Source organism: Streptomyces nitrosporeus (genome assembly GCF_008704555.1).
GTDB classification, from domain to species: domain Bacteria; phylum Actinomycetota; class Actinomycetes; order Streptomycetales; family Streptomycetaceae; genus Streptomyces; species Streptomyces nitrosporeus.
The window spans coordinates 2,356,647-2,372,479 of record NZ_CP023702.1; the positions used below are offsets into that span (position 1 = coordinate 2,356,647).

The window sequence follows — 15,833 nt, forward strand, 5'->3', positions numbered from 1 at the left end:
CCGGCATGCCGTGGGCCGTACGTGACGTGCCACCCGGCTCACCCGGCCATGATGCACCGGAGGCGCCCGACGAGGTGCGAAGGGCGCGGCTCACGCGAGACTGGAAGGGGAAAGAACATCCCTCCGAGGGAAGGACGAAGCGTTGACCAGCACTTTTTCGGTCGGGGACCACGTCCGCTGGAACTCCGAGGCGGGCCATGTCCAGGGCAGGATCACCAAGGTCCACACCGAGGACGTCGAGTTCAAGGGCCGCACCCGGCACTGCAGCCCACAGGCGCCGCAGTACGAGATCGAGAGCGACAGGACCGGCCACGTGGCCATGCACAAGGGGGACGCCCTCACCAAGGCATGACCCGCCCGCACCGCCCCCGGGCCCGCTGCCCCGCCCGCGCGGGTACGGCCCGCCACCGCCGCACGGATCCCGCCCGGAGCCGCTCGGCCCGTGGGCCCCGGCGGACACCGGTACGTCCCAGGGCCGCCCTCCCTGGGACACGCGGAACGTCTGAACGTCTGACTGCGGGATCACCCTGGTCATGGCCCGGCCTGTTCGGCTTCGCTCCGGGCTCTTCTACCGGGCTGCCCCGCCGTGTGACGTCCTACCCGCGTCAGGCGCAGGCGCCGAGGTCTTCCCAGACGCCCCACTGGCCGGTGGTGCCGGGCTCCGAGCCCTGCGCCCACCACTTGGCGCGCCAGTTGTGGTTGTTCCAGCTCACGGTGTCGCCGCCGTTGTAGATGGCGCCGGAGGTCCACGGGGTCGCGGTGCAGTCGCCGGGGGTCTCGCCGCCGCCACCGTCACCGCCGCCGTCGCCACCGCCGTCACCGCCGCCGCTGCCGATCTGGACGTCGATGCAGGCGTAGAAGGCGTTGGCGGTGTCGGCGATGTTCCAGACCGCGAGGACCTTCTGACGGCCGCTCAGGCCACCGAAGTTCACCTGGTGGGTGACGGTCGCGCCGGGCTGGGCACCGTTGTCGTTGAACTGGGCGATGTTCTGGCCACCGACGTAGTACTGCCAGGTGCTGGTGGCGTGACGCGCCGTCAGCTTCCAGGTGAAGGTGGTGGAACTGCCGACCTGGGTGGCCTTCCAGTTCTTGCCGTCGTTGTCGAGTTCGGCGAACTGCGCGTTGCCTCCGCTACAGCTCTTCAGCCCCTTGGGGCCCTCCACGCTCTGCGGTTCGTACTTGATCTGACCGCAGTCGACCGTGCCGGCGGCGCACTGCGCCTGGCGGCTCGGGGGCGAGGAGACGTAGCCGTGCGCGCTGGCGGTGGCAGCAGGCAGGGTCACCGCGATGAGGGGAGCGATCCCCACACCGATCACGGCGGCCAGCTTCCTTTTTGCGTGCATGTCAACTCCTTGGCTGCTGGGGTCCGCCACCGGGGGGTACGGCGGCGGGCGACGCATCCGCGGCAACGCCCTCCCGTGGCCCGGCGGTGGGGGTGGGCGCGGGGGGACGCATGTGCGGCCGGTGGCGAGAAGAGCTGTTCACAGACCTGTTCGCGCGCCATGGCCGCGGAGTGCCGAGCCATGGCATCACCTTCAGGTCTAGACCATACTCAGGCTCCGGCCGCCGTCAACGGTTCGAGCGTTATTGGTCTGGACAATTCCTTTGTGTGGTAAGGCGGATGGGCGCATCCACGTGCGCACTCCCCATCGGTCGAACGCACGAGCGCCCCGCGCCGGTGTCGAACCGGGCGGGGCGCTCGTGTGCGGGTCGGGGCCGGTCAGCCCCGGGCCGCGTAAGCGACGAAGTCGCCCCAGGCCGCCGGGGAGAGGGCGAGTTCGGGGATGCCCGTGTCCTTGGAGTCGCGGACGTGGACGACGGAGGGGCAGGCCGCGACCTCGACGCAGGCATCACCCTGCGAGCCGCTGTAGCTCGACTTGTGCCAGGACAGGGCCACCTCTACGCAGTTATCTCCTTCGGAGCCGCTGTGGCTGCTCTTGAACCAGGTCGATGCGGACGTGGTCATAGCTCTCCTCGCAATCGCTTCAGCAGGCTCAGGGAATCCTCGGGGGTCATGGCCTGCGAGCGCAGTTTCGCATATCGCTGCTGGAGCACGCTGATCTCCTTGGGGCCGATGATCAGACGGCCGTTCTCCTGTCCCTCCGAGTAGGCGAACCACCGGTTGTTCGGGTTCTCAGCCAGAAAGATCGGCCCATCCATGCCTGCGTGCGAAGGCCGCCGTGTCGGCATCACCTGGAACTCGATGTTCCAATTCCGGTCGATCAACTCCAACAGGTGATCGAAGAGTTCACGCGTCACTTCCTCCCCGCCCGTCCACCGCTCCAGCACGGCCTGCTCCAGGATGAAGTTGAAGGCTGTCGGCGGCTTCCGTGTCACAGAGAGCAGCTGTTGCCGCTCCAAGCGTGCCGCGATCAGTTGTTTCACCCTCGCGGGATCAGGCAGGGGCGGCACGCCCAGGATCACCGCTCGCGCGTACGCCTCGGTCTGCAACAGGCCCGGCACGACCCGGCATTCGTACGTGTACAGACTGATCGCGGTCCGTTCCACCCGAGCCCACTGCCGGAACCAACTGGCCAGACCCGCCTGGCGTGAGAGGTGTTCTGCCGCCTTCGCGAGTGCCCCGGTGTTGCCCAGGACCGGTTCTGCCCGCTTCACGAAGTCCTCGTCGGGCATGCGCCGCCCCTGCTCGATCGAGGCGACGGTGTGTTTCGAGAACCGCACCTGGCGGCCGAACTCCTCGCGGCTCAGGCCCGCGTGCTCCCGTAGGGCCTGGACGAACGCGCCGAAGGTGCGCAGGCTTCCCGACGTCTCCGGTTCAGCCCCGGGGCCGGGCCCGGGGGCCGGACCACCACCCGTGATCGCCCCCGCGCAGTCGTCCGTGTTCTCGTAGGCCACCGTCGGACACCTCCCACACACCTGATATCGCCGCAACGGTCTCCGACCTTGCCCTACGGCTCCGTGCGGACACGCGCACCATGCACCGAACGTGCGCGTACGCTTCCGCAGCGTACGCGGGGCCCGCCCGATGGATCCCCGTGTTCACCCCACGCACCGGACGCGCGACTCCCGTTCACCCGCCGGAGGATCCACCGCCGCACCCGGGGCTCGAAGCCCGGGGCTCGGGTCCCCGGCTTCGGGATCCGAGCGCTGGAAACCTCGCCCTCACTCGTTCGCGGGTACGGAGAGCCGTGCGGGGCCGGGGCTTGAGCTCCGGGATCCGGGGGCCGGTCTTCGAGGGCCGGGATTCGAGCGGTGTTCTTCGACCCGGGGGGATACACGGGGGTTCCAAGAAGGGGAAAGAGGAAACCTCCCCACCCTCCCTACCCCGTCACGGCCAGCAAGTATGACTAATAGTGAGCGACTTGCAGCGGAGAGTCGCGGCTGCTTACGGTGCCCTCGACGAAGCGACCCCGACACGGTGTTAGCGCACCGGCCGGGGTCTCACCCAAGATCGACACAGTTAGAGAGAACCCGATCTCATGGCTGCTCAGCACCTTAACGCCGCCCTGCCCACCGCCGCAGCTCCGCCCCCGCCCCGCAGGGCCCACCCCGGCTACGGCAAGCAGACCGTTCACGGCCAGCACCCCTCCAGTTCACAGGACTTCGCCTTCCTCCCGATGCGTGAGCGCTATGTCGCCGGATACGTCGACCGGCTGCCGGACGGGGCCGCCATGGACATCAAGTCCCTGGCCAAGGACCTTCCCCTGTACGGCCAGATGGCCATCGGCAGCGCCCTGCGCGCCCTCGCCGTCGCCGGTCATCTGCGCCGGGTGCGCTGCCGCGTCGAGAGCGGCGGACAGTACCGATGGGTCACCCGCACCCACTGGTCCCGCACCGCACACGACAACGAGTGGTGGACCGCGCACCTTTCAGGTGACGGACTCGCGGCAGGCTCCGCAGCGGAACCGGTATCCGCGCCGGAGACCGGGCCCCTCCCCTCCCCCGACGCGTCCGGGCCGTATGCCCCTGAGGCGCTTCCCGGGCCGGGCCCGCTGGCGTACGCGGACGCGGGTGACGCGGGTTCGGGAGAGCGCGCCACGACAGATCTGGCTCCTCGCACCTCGGCCGCCTACCTCGCCCTGGCCGGACTCGGCCGGCACGAACCCCGTCTGGGTCTCTCCGCCGCCGACTGCGCCGCCCTGGAACCGCTGGCCGCCGCCTGGTTCGCCCGGGGTGTGGACACGGACTACCTCGTCCACGCCCTCTCCTCGGGCATCCCGGCCGTGATCGATGCTCCCCGGGGCTTCGTACGCCGCCGCCTCACCGACAAGATCCCGCCCCGGCTCCCCCGGGCGGACATCCCGCCCCCGCCCGGCGCTCCCGCAGCCGCCCGCCCCCTCATGGTCGAATGCGCCGAATGCGGCCGTCCCGGGCCGCCCGGAGCGCTCCCCGACGGCCTCTGCCGCCCCTGCCGTGCCGCCGGCCGGAAGCCGCAGACTCCGGTATCAGGTGCCCCGGTGCCGGACACACCGGCGCCGAGTGCCCCGGACGCACAGCCGGTAGGCGAACGCGACGTCGCCGCACTCGTGGGCAGCCTCCGCAACCTGATGCGCGCACCCTGACCCGGTGCGTGGAGCACTGCGGACGTACGGCTCCAGGGCATCCGGTCGGCCGGAGGCTCGCGACGACGGGCCACCGTCACGCTCGGTGACACGTACCGGCCGGGCGACGGGTGCGTACGACGAGGGGACGTACGCGGATTCTGCCTGGTGAGGGCAGGTTCGGGCCGTCATCGTGGTCGCATGACACCATCCCCCGCCCCCACGGCGAACCCCGATGCCCCCGTCACCGTACGTGTGTTCACCCAGCGGTTCAGCTCCACGCCACGCGGCGCCCGGCTGGCACGGCGGCTCGCGGCACACCAGCTGGACGCCTGGGGGTTCTCCTACGGAGGGGCCGCCTCGGACACCGCCGTCGCCCTGGTCGCGGAGCTCGCCGCCAACGCCGCCACCCACGGGCGTGTCCCCGGGCGGGACTTCGAGGTCGTGCTGAGGCTGACCGGACGCGCGCTGCGGATCGAGGTGTCGGACACCCGGGGCGAACTCCGGCCCGCTGCGGCCGGTGCGGCCCGCCCGGCCGTCGCGCCGCTCGCCGAGGCCGGGCGGGGCCTGCTGATCGTGGAGGCGCTGGCCGACCGGTGGGACGTGCTGGACCGGGTGCCCGTCGGCAAGACCGTCGTCGCGGAGCTGGAGCTGGAGCTGGATCCGGAGCTGCCGGGCTGACGGTGCCGGGGTTGGTGCCGGTTCCGGGCTGCCGGTACCGGGGTCGGTGCCGGTTCCGGGCTGCCGGTATGCCGGAGGAAAAGCCGTGCCCAAGCGATGACTTCGCTCCGGAACGGGAGTCCTCCTTACGCATACCCTCACCGGACGCCGCTCGTTCCGGTGCGGTACGACGTAGAGCGCGATCCGTGACAGGAGAACTTTCCGTATGGGTGTTCCGAAGCAGGCAGGGGAACGTGGACGCGAGGCCGGCATGTGGCCCCTGGTCCACACCGAGCGAGCGGCGCTGGCAGCCGATTTCGGGGACCTGACCGATGAACAGTGGGAGATACCGTCCCTGTGCGCCGGTCTGACGGTGCGTGAGGTGCTGGCGCATCTCACCGCGGGAGCGAGCCTCGACACCGTGCGCTGGCTGGCGGGGGTGATCCGCTGCCGGTTCGACTTCGACAAGCAGGTGGCGGTGCGGCTGGCGGAGCAGCTGGGCGCGGATCCGGCGGCGACCCTCGAACGGTTCCGGCGCGTCGTTTCGAGCACGACCAAGCCTCCCCTGCCCGTCATCGCCATGCTGGGCGAGACACTCGTGCACGGGGAGGACATCCGGCGCCCGCTGGGCATCCGCCATGAGTACCCGGTCGACGTCGTCACGCGGGTCGCGGAGTACTACCGGGGTTCGGACCTCGTGGTCGTCGCCAAGGGGCGCGTCGGCGGTCTGCGGCTCGTCGCGGACGACGGCCCCTTCACCACCGGTTCCGGTCCCGTGGTGTCCGGTCCCACCCTGTCCCTGGTGATGGCCATGACCGGGCGTACGGCGTACTGCGACGACCTCGAAGGCGACGGTGTGGGGCTTCTCCGCAGTCGCTGCGGGGCGGCGTGACACGGGGCCGGGGGCCTCGGGGGCAGCCGGTCACGGCGCTCTTCTCGGCACCGGCCCGGGTGACCGCCCCCGGCCCCTGGCCCCGGTTCCGAGGGGCGGCGTGTCCCGTAGGGACTCCCGGGAGCCGGCGCCGCGGTACGGCCCGCGTGCCCGGGGGCGGTCCGGCGCCCCCGGGCGGACGGCCGCTCGACGCGGTGGGCCAGGCGCTGGTCAGCCGAGCGGGGCGGTGGTGTCGCGCAGGGCGGCCAGGGCCGGGGCGTACATGCGGGCCTTGATGGTGCCGAGGGTGTCGCCGGCCTTGTTCACCTGGGCTCGGGCGATCTCGATCGCGGTGGAGCGTACGGCGTCCTCGGCGACGGCCCGGTCGACGATGCCGGCGGTCGCGGCGTCGGTGCCGCCGTAGCGGTGGGCGGTGAGCATGGCCGTGTGCGCGGTCTGCGGGGTCAGCCGGGACTGGACGAGTGCGGCCATGCCGGGAGTGAAGGGGATGTTGATGTCGGCTTCGGGCAGGCACCAGTAGCCGCGGTCGGCGCGCATGACGCGGAAGTCGTGGGCGAGGGAGAACATGGCGCCGGCGGCGAAGGTGTGCCCCTGGAGCGCCGCGACCGTGACGAGCGGCAGCGACAGCATCCGCGCGAACAGGCCGTGGACGGAGACGACGTAGTCCTGGTGCTGGTCGGCGTGGGCGAACAGCCAGTCCAGGTCGAGCCCGTTGGAGTAGAACTTGCCGGTGGCGGCGGTGACCAGGGCGCGGGGGCCCTCCGCCTTCTCCACCTCGTCGAGCGCGGTGCTGACGGCGGTGAGCCAGTCGGGGTGGAAGCGGTTCTCCCCGTCCCCGAGGTCGAGGACGAAGACGTTGTCGTGGCGGTCGAGCGAGGGCATGGTGACTCCTTCGTTACTGATCCGACGCCGGTCGGGGACCGCCGGCTACGCCGTGCTCCGGGGCCCGGAACCGGTGCCCGCGCGGTCGCGCAGGGCGTGGATGAGCAGGTCGTGGATCTCGGGTCACTCCTGCGCGGACTCACCTGCCCACCGCCCACCCCACTGCTCCGGCGCACCACAGAGACGACCTACTCGCCAGTAACTTATGGGGTCTGTCATAGAACACGCAAGGGGGCCGGGGACCGGACCCGGAATTCCCTGGACGCGCTCCCGCGTACGCCGCCTCGGAACACGTGCGCGGCGCGCCCGCCGGAACCCGCCCGGCGGGACCGGCTGTCCCCGGGCGGCGCACCGTACGGCACGTCGGCGTCCACCCGTGCCGGGGCGCGTGTCCCCCGGGAGCGGGCCGGTGGTCCGGCGGCTTTACGGGGACCGCCCGGCCCGGGGCGGGCCGGGCGGGGTCAGTCGCAATGGGGCGGGGTCAGTCGCGGCGGGTCGGGGTCAGTCGCGGTGGGACGGGGCCAGGAGCTGTGCCTGGAGGGCCAGTTCGGTGCCGGTGAGGGGGAGGTCGGGGCGGAGCCGTTCCGGGTGGGCGTCCGGTGGGCCGGTGAGGGGGCGGGGCGCGACCGTGTGGAGGGGCGGGCCCATGGCGGGGTGGCCCATCCAGACCCAGCCCGCCGCCGTCAGCGAGAGGTAGATCTCGTACAGGGCGCGCCTCATGTGTCTCATGCGAGCCGTGCCGTGGGCCGGCCGGCGGGGGCCGGGCCGGATACGGCGGCGTCCGGCCCGGGGTCGCGGGGGGCGGGAGCGGTGTCGCTCCAGGTCCACATGCGGGCCACCGCGTTGAGGTCCAGGCCGTGGCCCTCGGTCCAGACGCGGGCGGCGGCGGTGAGCACCGACTGCCGGTCGGCCTCCGGGGTGCCGGGACGGGCGGGGAGGAGCGGGACCACGGCGCCCGCGCCCAGGCGGACCGAACGGTGCCTGCGGGCGAACGCGGTGAGGGTCTGGCGGGGGCCCGCCTCGATCAGCAGGACGTCCTCGGCGGCCAGGAGTTCGTCGAGGGCGTCGCGGAAGTACACCGTGTCGGTGATCTGGCGTGCCCAGAAGCGGGGGCTGCGGGCGTCCTCCGGGCCCATCAGGGCGCCGGTGTAACCGGAGTACAGGGGCAGCCGGGGTTCGCGCAGGGGGATCGCGCGGTAGTCGGTCTCGATGGCGTCGGAGGCCGGGGCCATCGCCGGTGAGTGGAAGGGGCTGGTGGCGGGGACCGCTACGGCGGTGTGGCCGTCGGCCTTGAGCCGGGCGGCCACCTCCTTCAGCGGTTCCCGCGAACCGGCCAGCATCACCTGCTGGTTGGCGTTGACGGCGGCCACGACGACATCGTCCTGGAGGTACGGGCGCAGCTGTTCCTCGCTCGCGGCGACCGCCAGCATGCCGCCGGCGGGGATCTTCACCGCCTCCCGGACGCGGGCCCGCACCATGCTCACCGCGTCACGCAGCGAGACGACCCCCGCGAAGGTGGCCGCGACGAGTTCGCCGGCGCTGTGGCCGAGGAAGGCCACCGGCTCGACGCCCCAGCTGAGGACGAGGCGGCCCAGGGCGTAGTCGACCGCGAAGAGCAGGGGCTGGGCCCGGCGTACGTCGTCGATGGGGATGGACGCCCGTGCCGGGTCGAGCCAGTCGGCCAGGATCCGGGGGCCTTCGTCGCCCATGTGGGCGAGGGCCGCGTCGACGGCGGCGGTGAAGACCGGCTCGGTGCGGTAGAGGCCGGCGGCCATCCGGGCGTGCTGGGAACCCTGGCCCGGGAAGAGCAGGGCGACGGGGCGGGGGCGTGAGCCGTCGGCGGTACGGGCCTGGTGGACGGCGTGGGAAGCGAGGGAGGACACGGTGACGACGGCGCCGCGTACGGGGCCGGGGGCGGTGCCGCAGGGGACGCCGGTGGGCAGCGCGGGGAAGATCTCGCGGTGGATGCCGTCGAGCATCGGCAGGAGTTCCTGGCGTACCCGGGCCTCGTCGTCCGTGTCGCGCCCCGACCACAGGAGCAGGCGGTGGCGGTCCGGGTCGGTGCCGCGCGGGTCCGGGTGCAGGGGGCGCAGCGGCGGGGCGGATTCCTCGTCCACGCCGTCCGGGGACGCGGAGACCGGAGACGCGGAGACCGGGCACGCGGGGTCCGCGCCGTCCGGGGACGCGGGCCGCTGTCCGGTGCCGTCGACGTCGAGGATCCCGAGGACGGAGTCGCCGTCCGCGACGGCCTCGGCGGCGCGCTTCACGGCGTACACGGTGATGGTCTGCGGGTCGGGTTCGCCGAAGCCGGCCACCAGGGCCAGATCGGTGTCCCCCTCGTGGAGTTCGCGGTGGGCCAGGCGCAGCGCGAGGCCGGGGGTGGGCACGGTGCGGACGGTGAAGCCCTCGTGTTCCGTGCCGAGGTCCGGGGCGGGGTGGGCGGCGCCGAGGAGGACGACCGTGCGGGCGGGCAGTTCCCCGGGGGGACGGCCGAAGGCACGCAGGACGGCGGAGACCCCGGCGGCCGAGGCGATGACCGGTGTGGGGTTCCGGGGCGCGGAGCCGGGGCTGACGATCAGCCGGCGGACCACCGCACTCAGTGAGGTGAGCTGCATGGTTCCTCCTCGTACGGGCCGGGCTCGGGCCCCGTGGGCGGTGCGACGGAACGAGCGGTGCGACGGAGCAACGGAGCGAAAGGGTGGGGGGTGAAGGGGGTGAGGGGGGTGAGGGGGGCGGGGGCGAAAGGCTGGGGAGGGCGAAGGGGACGGCCGCCCCGCCCACGGGGGGACGGGGCGCGGGGCGGCCGTCCGGGGCCGGTCGGTGCCGCGAGGGCACCGCCCGCCGGGCGCGGCCGGGGGCTGCCGGGCGGCCCGGGAGCGGAAGGCGGACGTGCCGGGGCCCGTCCGCTCCGTCCGGGGTCCGCCCGGACGCCTCCTCAGGCCGCGCTGGTCTGGCCGGCGTTGATGAGTGCGAGGAGCGCGCCCGGGGTCTCGGCGTCGACGACGGCGTCGTCGGGGATCTCGATGCCGTACTCGCGCTGGATCTGCCCGATGACCTGGAGCAGGGCGAGGGAGTCGTAGCCGAGTTCCATGAACGGCGTGTCGATGACGTCACCGTCGAGGTCGATGCCCTCCTCCTCGCCGGCGCTCTCGCGCAGCATGCGGGTCAGGTCGGCCAGGGTCACTGTGGCGGTCGTGGTGCTCATGGTCGGTGCCGTCCTCTCGGTTGGGCGTGTGGTTGGTGCGGATACGACGGTGGTGCGGGTACGACGGTGGTGCGTGGGGGTCCGGGGTGGTGTGCGCGGGGCCGTGGGAGCGGCGGCCGGGGCCGCCGCCCACGGCTCAGGACGCGCGGCGTACGACGAGGGCGGCGTTGAAGCCCCCGTGGCCCCGGGCGAGGACGAGCGCGTTGCGCAGGTCCGCGTCGCGGGCCTCGGTGACCAGGTCGATGCCGTGGTCCGGTGCCGCCGCCCCGACGTTCGCGGTGGGCGGTACGACACCGTCGCGCAGGGCGAGCAGCGCGGTGGCCACGTCGAGGGCGGCGCCCCCGGCGAGCAGCCGGCCGGTCATGGTCTTGGGCGCGGTGACCGGGACGCCCCGGGTGCCGAACAGGCCGGTGAGGGCCTGGGACTCGGCGCGGTCCAGCTCGGGCACACCGGCGGCGTCGGCGAAGACGACGTCGATGTCCCCGGGGGTGAGGCCGGCGTCGGCCAGGGCGTTCTCGGCCGCCCTGCGCAGGCCCGGCGGGCGGCCGGAGCCGGGGGCCGGGTCGAGGGTCGCCGCGTATCCGGCGATCTCCCCGTAGACGGTGGAGGCACCGCGGGCGCGGGCCGATTCCGCGTCCTCGACCAGGAGGATCGCGCCGCCCTCGCCGGGGACGTAGCCGGCCGCGTCCGCCGAGAAGGGCAGATAGGCGCGGGCCGGGTCGTCGACGGTGCTCATCAGGCCGGAGGCGATCTGCGGGACCCAGCCCCAGGGGCAGAGGGCCGCGTCGACACCGCCGGAGACGACGGCCGGGAAGCCCTTGCGGATGTGGCGCCGGGCGTGGCCGAGGGAGTCGATGCCGCCGGCCTGCTCGGTGAGCAGGACGCCGCTCGGGCCGCGCAGCTTGTGCCGGATGGAGATCTGGCCGGTGTTGACGGCGTAGAACCAGGCGAAGGACTGGTAGGCGCTGACGTACTCCTTGCCCTGGCTCCAGAGGTTCTGGAGTTCCCGCTGGCCGAACTCGACCGCGCCGCCGGACGCCGCGGTGACCACGCCGATGCCGTAGTGGGGCAGTTCGGAGGTGTCGATGCCGGCGTCGGCCAGGGCCCAGTCCGCGGCGGTGAGCGCGAGGCGGGTCATGTGGTCGGTCTGGGGCATCAGCCGGCTGGGGATGTGGTCCTCGGCGACGTAGTCGGCGACCTCCCCCGCGATCCGGGAGGGGTACTGCGAGGCGTCGAAGCGGGTGACCGGCCCGAGGCCGGACTCACCGGCCAGGGTGGCCTTCCAGTAGTCCTCGGCTCCCAGGCCGTTGGGGGCGGTGATGCCCAGGCCGGTCACCACTGCGGTGGTCATACGGTGCTCCTCTCCGGGCGGGCCAGCACCATGGCGCTCTGGAATCCGCCGAAGCCGCTTCCCACGCTGAGGACCACGTCGGTCTGCTTCTCGCGGGCGGTCAGCGGGATGTAGTCGAGGTCGAGCTCGGGATCGGGCTCGTGCAGGTTCGCGGTGGGCGGCAGGACACCGTGTTCCATCGCGAGGGCGCAGGCGGCGATCTCCAGGGAGCCGATGGCGCCGAGCGAGTGCCCGATCATCGACTTGATGGAGCTGACCGGGGTCCGGTAGGCGTGGTCCCCGAGGCTCCGCTTGAAGGCGCCCGTCTCGTGGCGGTCGTTCATCTTCGTGCCGGAGCCGTGGGCGTTGATGTAGTCGATGGTGTCCGGGGCGAGGCGGGCCTCGCCCAGGGCCGCGTCGATGGCCTCCGCCATCTCCACGCCCTCCGGCTTGAGGCCGGTCATGTGGTAGGCGTTGCAGCGGGAGGCGAAGCCGGCGATCTCGGCGTAGATGTGGGCGCCGCGGCGCCGTGCGCTCTCCAGCTCCTCCAGGACCAGGATGGCCGCGCCCTCGCCGAGGACGAGTCCGCTGCGGGTCCGGTCGAAGGGCCGGCAGGAGCTCTCCGGGGTGTCGTTGCGCGGGGTGGTGGCGTGGATGGCGTCGAAGCAGGCCGAGGTGATCGGCGAGATCGGGGCCTCCGTGGCACCGGCGATCATGATGTCGGCGGTGCCCTCGCGGATGAGTTCCACGGCGTGGCCCAGCGAGTCGAGGCCGGAGGTGCAGCCGGTGGAGACGACCGCGGCCGGTCCTTCCGCGCCGGCGGCCAGGCCGACCTCCGCGGCGATGGAGCTGGGCACGAAGTGCCGGTACAGCTCGGGTACGGCGTACTCGTGGTCCACGTTCCACTTGGCGCCGCCGTTGCTGACGACCGCGTACTCGCGTTCCAGGCTGGTGGTGCAGCCCACCGCGCTGCCCACCGCGGTGCCGACCCGGCCCGGGTCGGCGGCGGAGAGGTCGATGCCGCTGTCGGCTATGGCCTCACGGGTGGAGACCACCGCGAACTGGGCGGCCCGGTCCAGACGGCGGATCTCCTGGTGGGAGAGGCCGGCCGCCAGGGCGTCGAAGTCGCACTCCGCGGCGACCTGCGAACGGAACGGCGAGGGGTCGTAGAAGGAGATCCTGCGGGTGGCGGTGCGGCCCGCCGTGAGCAGGTCCCAGTACTCCTTGACACCGACCCCGCCGGGGGCCACGACGCCCAGGCCGGTGATGGCGACTCTGCGCATGGTCTACCTGACCTTCGACGGGGCCGGATGCGGCTGTCCGCACCTGCCGGCCGGCTCTGTGGGGGTCACTGTCGATCCCTTCGTCCGTGACGCTTCTGCTCTGCTCGTGGGTCGCGCTGTTCGTCGGGCCCCGGGGCGGTCCCGGAGGGATTCGCCGGGTCCCGGAAGGATCCGGGAGGTCCGGGGGCCGGGGCTCCGGAGGTCCGGGGCTCCGGGGGCCGGGGCGTCCGCCGGCCGGTGGGACCGGGCGGGCCGCGTGGCCGGCGGTGGTGCTCGTACATCGGCGGCCGGGGCTGTTCGGGGTGGGAACCTCCCCGGCCGGCCGGTCCGGCCGGCCACCCGCTCGTAACGGGCCGCCGCTTCCGGTGCAGCCATGGAACGTCTGTGTGCTTGACCGGGACTCGCGTACGCGTGGACCTGCCCGAATGCCCCACTATGTAGGGATGTTCCCGTGCTTTCTGGACGGGATCTCGGCGTGCTTGGCCTGGAGCATGGCCAGCGAGCGGATCAGCAGCCGACGCGTGTCACCGGGGTCCACCACGTCGTCCACGAGGCCGCGTTCGGCCGCGTAGTAGGGGTGCATCAGCTCGCTGCGGTACTCCTCGATCCGCCGGGCGCGCAGCGCCTCGGGGTCGTCGGACGCGGCGATCTCGCGGCGGAAGATGACGTTGGCCGCGCCCTCGGCGCCCATCACGGCGATCTCGTTGGTCGGCCAGGCGAAGGACAGGTCGGCACCGATGGACCGGGAGTCCATGACGATGTACGCCCCGCCGTAGGCCTTGCGCAGGACCAGGGAGATCCGGGGCACGGTGGCGTTGCAGTAGGCGTACAGCAGCTTCGCGCCGTGCCGGATGATGCCGTTGTGCTCCTGGTCGACGCCGGGCAGGAAGCCGGGCACGTCGACGAGGGTGACCAGCGGGATGTTGAAGGAGTCGCAGGTGGAGACGAAGCGCGCGGCCTTCTCGCTGGCGTGGATGTCCAGCACCCCGGCCAGCGCGGCCGGCTGGTTGGCGACGACGCCCACGGTGCGGCCGTCGAGGCGGGCCAGCGCGCACACGATGTTGGGGGCCCACGTCTCGTGGACCTCCAGGAGCTCCCCGTCGTCGACGATCTCCCCGATCACCGCCCGCACGTCGTAGCTGCGCCCCGGGTCGGCGGGCACCAGGTCGGCGAGGGCGTCGGTGCGGCGGTCGGCGGGGTCGTCGCAGGGCACCACGGGCGGGGCCTCGCGGTTGTTGGAGGGCAGCAGTGCGATGAGGAACCGCACGTCCTGGAGGCAGGTCTCCTCGTCGTCGTACACGAAGTGGCTGACGCCCGAGACGCTCGCGTGCACATCGGCGCCGCCCAGCCCGTTGTGCGTGATCCGCTCACCGGTCACCGCCTGCACCACGTCGGGGCCGGTGATGAACATCTGCGCGGATTCCCGGACCATGAAGACGTAGTCGGTGAGCGCGGGCGAGTAGGCCGCTCCCCCGGCGCACGGGCCGAGCATCACACTGATCTGCGGGATGACCCCGGAGGCCGCCACGTTGCGGCGGAAGATGCCCCCGTAGCCGGCCAGGGCCGTGACGCCTTCCTGGATACGGGCTCCCGCCCCGTCGTTGAGGCTGACCAGCGGCGCGCCGGCGGCCAGCGCGAGGTCCATCACCTTGTGGACCTTGGCGGCGTGCGCCTCGCCGAGGGCTCCGGCGAAGACGCGGAAGTCATGGGCGTAGGCGAAGACCGTACGGCCGTGGACCAGCCCCCAGCCGATCACGACCCCGTCGCCGTGCGGTTTGCGTGCTTCCAGGCCGAAACCGGACGCCCGGTGCCTGCGCAGGGGCTCGATCTCGGTGAACGAGTCGTCGTCGAAGAGGAGTTCCAGCCGCTCGTGGGCGGTGAGCTTGTTCTTGTCGTGCTGCCGCCGGGTGGCCGCCGGATCGGGGCCGCGGCCCACCTCCTCCTTGAGCCGGCGCAGTTCCGCGGTGGCGCGTCGGAGGTCGGGGGCGGCCGGTGCGACCGTCAGGTCGTCGAGGATCGTCATCGGCCGAACGTAGGAACGCCTCCTAGAGACGTGCTGGAGGCACGCCCCTGGGAAGGGGGCCGCCCGCTCAGCCGGAGGCGGGCACCTGGAGGTCGAGGGCGGGGTCCGCGGAGAGGACCGCCTGGTGGAGGTGCTGGAGCCGGGCCGAGGGCTCCAGGCCGAGCTCGTCGACGAGGGTCCCCCGCAGCCGCTGGTACGCCTCCAGCGCGCGCCAGGCGCCGCCCGAACGGTGCAGGGCCGTCATCAGCTGGGCGCAGAAGTTCTCGTGCATGGGGTGCTTGGCGACCAGGACGCGCAGCTCGGGCACGATCTCGGTGTGCCGGCCGAGCACCAGATCGGCGTCGATGCGCCGTTCCAGCGTCGCCATCCGGTCCTCCTCCATGCGGAGCACCTCCAGTTCGAGCACGGTCCCGATGCGTACGTCGACCAGGGCGCTGCCCTTCCACATCATCAGGGACCGGCTGAGCAGTTCGGAGGCGGCGTGGTGGTCGCCGGCCTCGTGCGCGGCCCGGCCGGAGGCGGCGAGCCGGCTGAACTCGTGGGCGTCGACCTGGCCGGGCTGCACCTGGAGCAGGTAACCGCCGTGCTGGGTGACGAGGATGTCCTTGGCCTGCCGGGACGGGTCGCCGTCGAGGGCGGCCGCGATCTTGCGGCGGAGCTGGAGGATGTAGGTCTGCAGGGTGGTGGCCGCGCTGCGCGGGATGTCCTCGCCCCAGATCTCCTCCATCAGGGTCGCCACCGTCACCACGCGGTCGGACTGCAGCGCGAGCAGGGACAGTATCTGCCGCGGTTTGGCCGCCGTGGGGACGACGGACACTCCGTTCTCGCGTGCCGCCAGCGGTCCCAGAACATTGATCTCCATGACGGGTGCCCTCGCTTTCATGTGCGGTGCGACAGGCCCTGAAGCGGGCCTGAAGGGTGTGCGGAGTCGGCTGCGAGCCTGCCACCTGCGCCGTTCGAGTCCCAGTGAGGCGCTCACGAGGGCGCACATGAAAATGTCATGCCCCGGTGGTGAGCCTCGCACTGTGCCCGGTGGCCCGGCGGGCAGCAGAATCC

General features: G+C 72.6%; 15 protein-coding genes. 4 read left to right on the top strand and 11 right to left on the bottom strand.

The window, feature by feature from the left end:
- Window positions 1–142 precede the first annotated feature (142 nt).
- Window positions 143–352: a hypervirulence associated TUDOR domain-containing protein gene (locus CP967_RS10140; RefSeq protein ID WP_150487659.1), complete on the top strand. Its 210-nt coding sequence runs from the start codon at window positions 143–145 to the stop codon at window positions 350–352.
- 253 nt (window positions 353–605) lie between these two features.
- Here CP967_RS10140 and CP967_RS10145 read toward each other — a convergent pair whose 3' ends face one another.
- The 3 genes from CP967_RS10145 to CP967_RS10155 all read right to left on the bottom strand — a co-directional run bounded on the left by CP967_RS10145 (window position 606) and on the right by CP967_RS10155 (window position 2,856).
- Complete coding sequence (locus CP967_RS10145; RefSeq protein ID WP_150487660.1) at window positions 606–1,343, bottom strand: lytic polysaccharide monooxygenase; 738 nt, start codon at window positions 1,341–1,343, stop codon at window positions 606–608.
- Window positions 1,344–1,720: 377 nt separating this feature from the next.
- Window positions 1,721–1,966 (bottom strand): DUF397 domain-containing protein, encoded by a 246-nt coding sequence (locus CP967_RS10150; protein ID WP_150487661.1) that lies wholly within the window; start codon window positions 1,964–1,966, stop codon window positions 1,721–1,723.
- Window positions 1,963–2,856, bottom strand: a complete 894-nt coding sequence (locus CP967_RS10155; RefSeq protein ID WP_150487662.1) for a helix-turn-helix domain-containing protein — start codon at window positions 2,854–2,856, stop codon at window positions 1,963–1,965. Before CP967_RS10155 ends, CP967_RS10150 begins: the two co-directional genes overlap by 4 nt.
- Before the next feature lie 584 nt (window positions 2,857–3,440).
- On the opposite strand from CP967_RS10155, the gene CP967_RS10160 reads away from it, so the two are divergent.
- From CP967_RS10160 to CP967_RS10170, 3 genes are all read left to right on the top strand, one after another.
- On the top strand, window positions 3,441–4,523 hold the full coding sequence (locus tag CP967_RS10160; protein WP_150487663.1) for a MarR family transcriptional regulator: 1,083 nt from the start codon (window positions 3,441–3,443) through the stop codon (window positions 4,521–4,523).
- A gap of 180 nt (window positions 4,524–4,703) precedes the next feature.
- Window positions 4,704–5,183 carry an ATP-binding protein gene (locus CP967_RS10165; RefSeq protein WP_150487664.1) on the top strand — a complete coding sequence of 160 codons (480 nt, stop codon included), beginning with the start codon at window positions 4,704–4,706 and terminating at the stop codon, window positions 5,181–5,183.
- 205 nt (window positions 5,184–5,388) lie between these two features.
- Window positions 5,389–6,054 carry a maleylpyruvate isomerase family mycothiol-dependent enzyme gene (locus tag CP967_RS10170; RefSeq protein WP_150487665.1) on the top strand — a complete coding sequence of 222 codons (666 nt, stop codon included), beginning with the start codon at window positions 5,389–5,391 and terminating at the stop codon, window positions 6,052–6,054.
- A 210-nt stretch (window positions 6,055–6,264) separates the two neighbouring features.
- On the opposite strand, the gene CP967_RS10175 is transcribed toward CP967_RS10170, so the two are convergent.
- The 8 genes from CP967_RS10175 to CP967_RS10210 form a co-directional block, all read right to left on the bottom strand.
- Complete coding sequence (locus tag CP967_RS10175) at window positions 6,265–6,936, bottom strand: enoyl-CoA hydratase-related protein (RefSeq protein ID WP_150487666.1); 672 nt, start codon at window positions 6,934–6,936, stop codon at window positions 6,265–6,267.
- A 501-nt stretch (window positions 6,937–7,437) separates the two neighbouring features.
- Entirely contained in the window at window positions 7,438–7,656 is a 219-nt protein-coding gene (locus CP967_RS10180; protein WP_150487667.1) for a DUF6059 family protein, read from the bottom strand.
- 5 nt (window positions 7,657–7,661) lie between these two features.
- A complete protein-coding gene (locus CP967_RS10185; protein ID WP_229888185.1) occupies window positions 7,662–9,551 on the bottom strand; it encodes an acyltransferase domain-containing protein in 1,890 nt (629 codons plus the stop codon).
- A gap of 320 nt (window positions 9,552–9,871) precedes the next feature.
- A complete protein-coding gene (locus CP967_RS10190) occupies window positions 9,872–10,141 on the bottom strand; it encodes an acyl carrier protein (RefSeq protein WP_150487668.1) in 270 nt (89 codons plus the stop codon).
- A gap of 136 nt (window positions 10,142–10,277) precedes the next feature.
- On the bottom strand, window positions 10,278–11,492 hold the full coding sequence (locus tag CP967_RS10195) for a ketosynthase chain-length factor (RefSeq protein WP_150487669.1): 1,215 nt from the start codon (window positions 11,490–11,492) through the stop codon (window positions 10,278–10,280).
- Window positions 11,489–12,754 carry a beta-ketoacyl-[acyl-carrier-protein] synthase family protein gene (locus CP967_RS10200; protein ID WP_150487670.1) on the bottom strand — a complete coding sequence of 422 codons (1,266 nt, stop codon included), beginning with the start codon at window positions 12,752–12,754 and terminating at the stop codon, window positions 11,489–11,491. Before CP967_RS10200 ends, CP967_RS10195 begins: the two co-directional genes overlap by 4 nt.
- A 433-nt stretch (window positions 12,755–13,187) precedes the next feature.
- Window positions 13,188–14,777 (bottom strand): acyl-CoA carboxylase subunit beta, encoded by a 1,590-nt coding sequence (locus CP967_RS10205; RefSeq protein ID WP_150487671.1) that lies wholly within the window; start codon window positions 14,775–14,777, stop codon window positions 13,188–13,190.
- Window positions 14,778–14,844: 67 nt separating this feature from the next.
- Window positions 14,845–15,639 carry an AfsR/SARP family transcriptional regulator gene (locus tag CP967_RS10210; RefSeq protein ID WP_150487672.1) on the bottom strand — a complete coding sequence of 265 codons (795 nt, stop codon included), beginning with the start codon at window positions 15,637–15,639 and terminating at the stop codon, window positions 14,845–14,847.
- Window positions 15,640–15,833: the final 194 nt, after the last annotated feature.

Excerpts from the sequence above, each read along its gene's own strand:
- CP967_RS10145 (WP_150487660.1), bottom strand. The coding sequence starts at position 1,343 with ATGCACGCAAAAAGGAAGCTGGCCGCCGTGATCGGTGTGGGGATCGCT.
- CP967_RS10150 (WP_150487661.1), bottom strand. The coding sequence starts at position 1,966 with ATGACCACGTCCGCATCGACCTGGTTCAAGAGCAGCCACAGCGGCTCC.
- CP967_RS10160 (WP_150487663.1), top strand. The coding sequence starts at position 3,441 with ATGGCTGCTCAGCACCTTAACGCCGCCCTGCCCACCGCCGCAGCTCCG.
- CP967_RS10165 (WP_150487664.1), top strand. The coding sequence starts at position 4,704 with ATGACACCATCCCCCGCCCCCACGGCGAACCCCGATGCCCCCGTCACC.
- CP967_RS10170 (WP_150487665.1), top strand. The coding sequence starts at position 5,389 with ATGGGTGTTCCGAAGCAGGCAGGGGAACGTGGACGCGAGGCCGGCATG.
- CP967_RS10175 (WP_150487666.1), bottom strand. The coding sequence starts at position 6,936 with ATGCCCTCGCTCGACCGCCACGACAACGTCTTCGTCCTCGACCTCGGG.
- CP967_RS10180 (WP_150487667.1), bottom strand. The coding sequence starts at position 7,656 with ATGAGGCGCGCCCTGTACGAGATCTACCTCTCGCTGACGGCGGCGGGC.
- CP967_RS10185 (WP_229888185.1), bottom strand. The coding sequence starts at position 9,551 with ATGCAGCTCACCTCACTGAGTGCGGTGGTCCGCCGGCTGATCGTCAGC.
- CP967_RS10190 (WP_150487668.1), bottom strand. The coding sequence starts at position 10,141 with ATGAGCACCACGACCGCCACAGTGACCCTGGCCGACCTGACCCGCATG.
- CP967_RS10195 (WP_150487669.1), bottom strand. The coding sequence starts at position 11,492 with ATGACCACCGCAGTGGTGACCGGCCTGGGCATCACCGCCCCCAACGGC.
- CP967_RS10200 (WP_150487670.1), bottom strand. The coding sequence starts at position 12,754 with ATGCGCAGAGTCGCCATCACCGGCCTGGGCGTCGTGGCCCCCGGCGGG.
- CP967_RS10205 (WP_150487671.1), bottom strand. The coding sequence starts at position 14,777 with ATGACGATCCTCGACGACCTGACGGTCGCACCGGCCGCCCCCGACCTC.
- CP967_RS10210 (WP_150487672.1), bottom strand. The coding sequence starts at position 15,639 with ATGGAGATCAATGTTCTGGGACCGCTGGCGGCACGCGAGAACGGAGTG.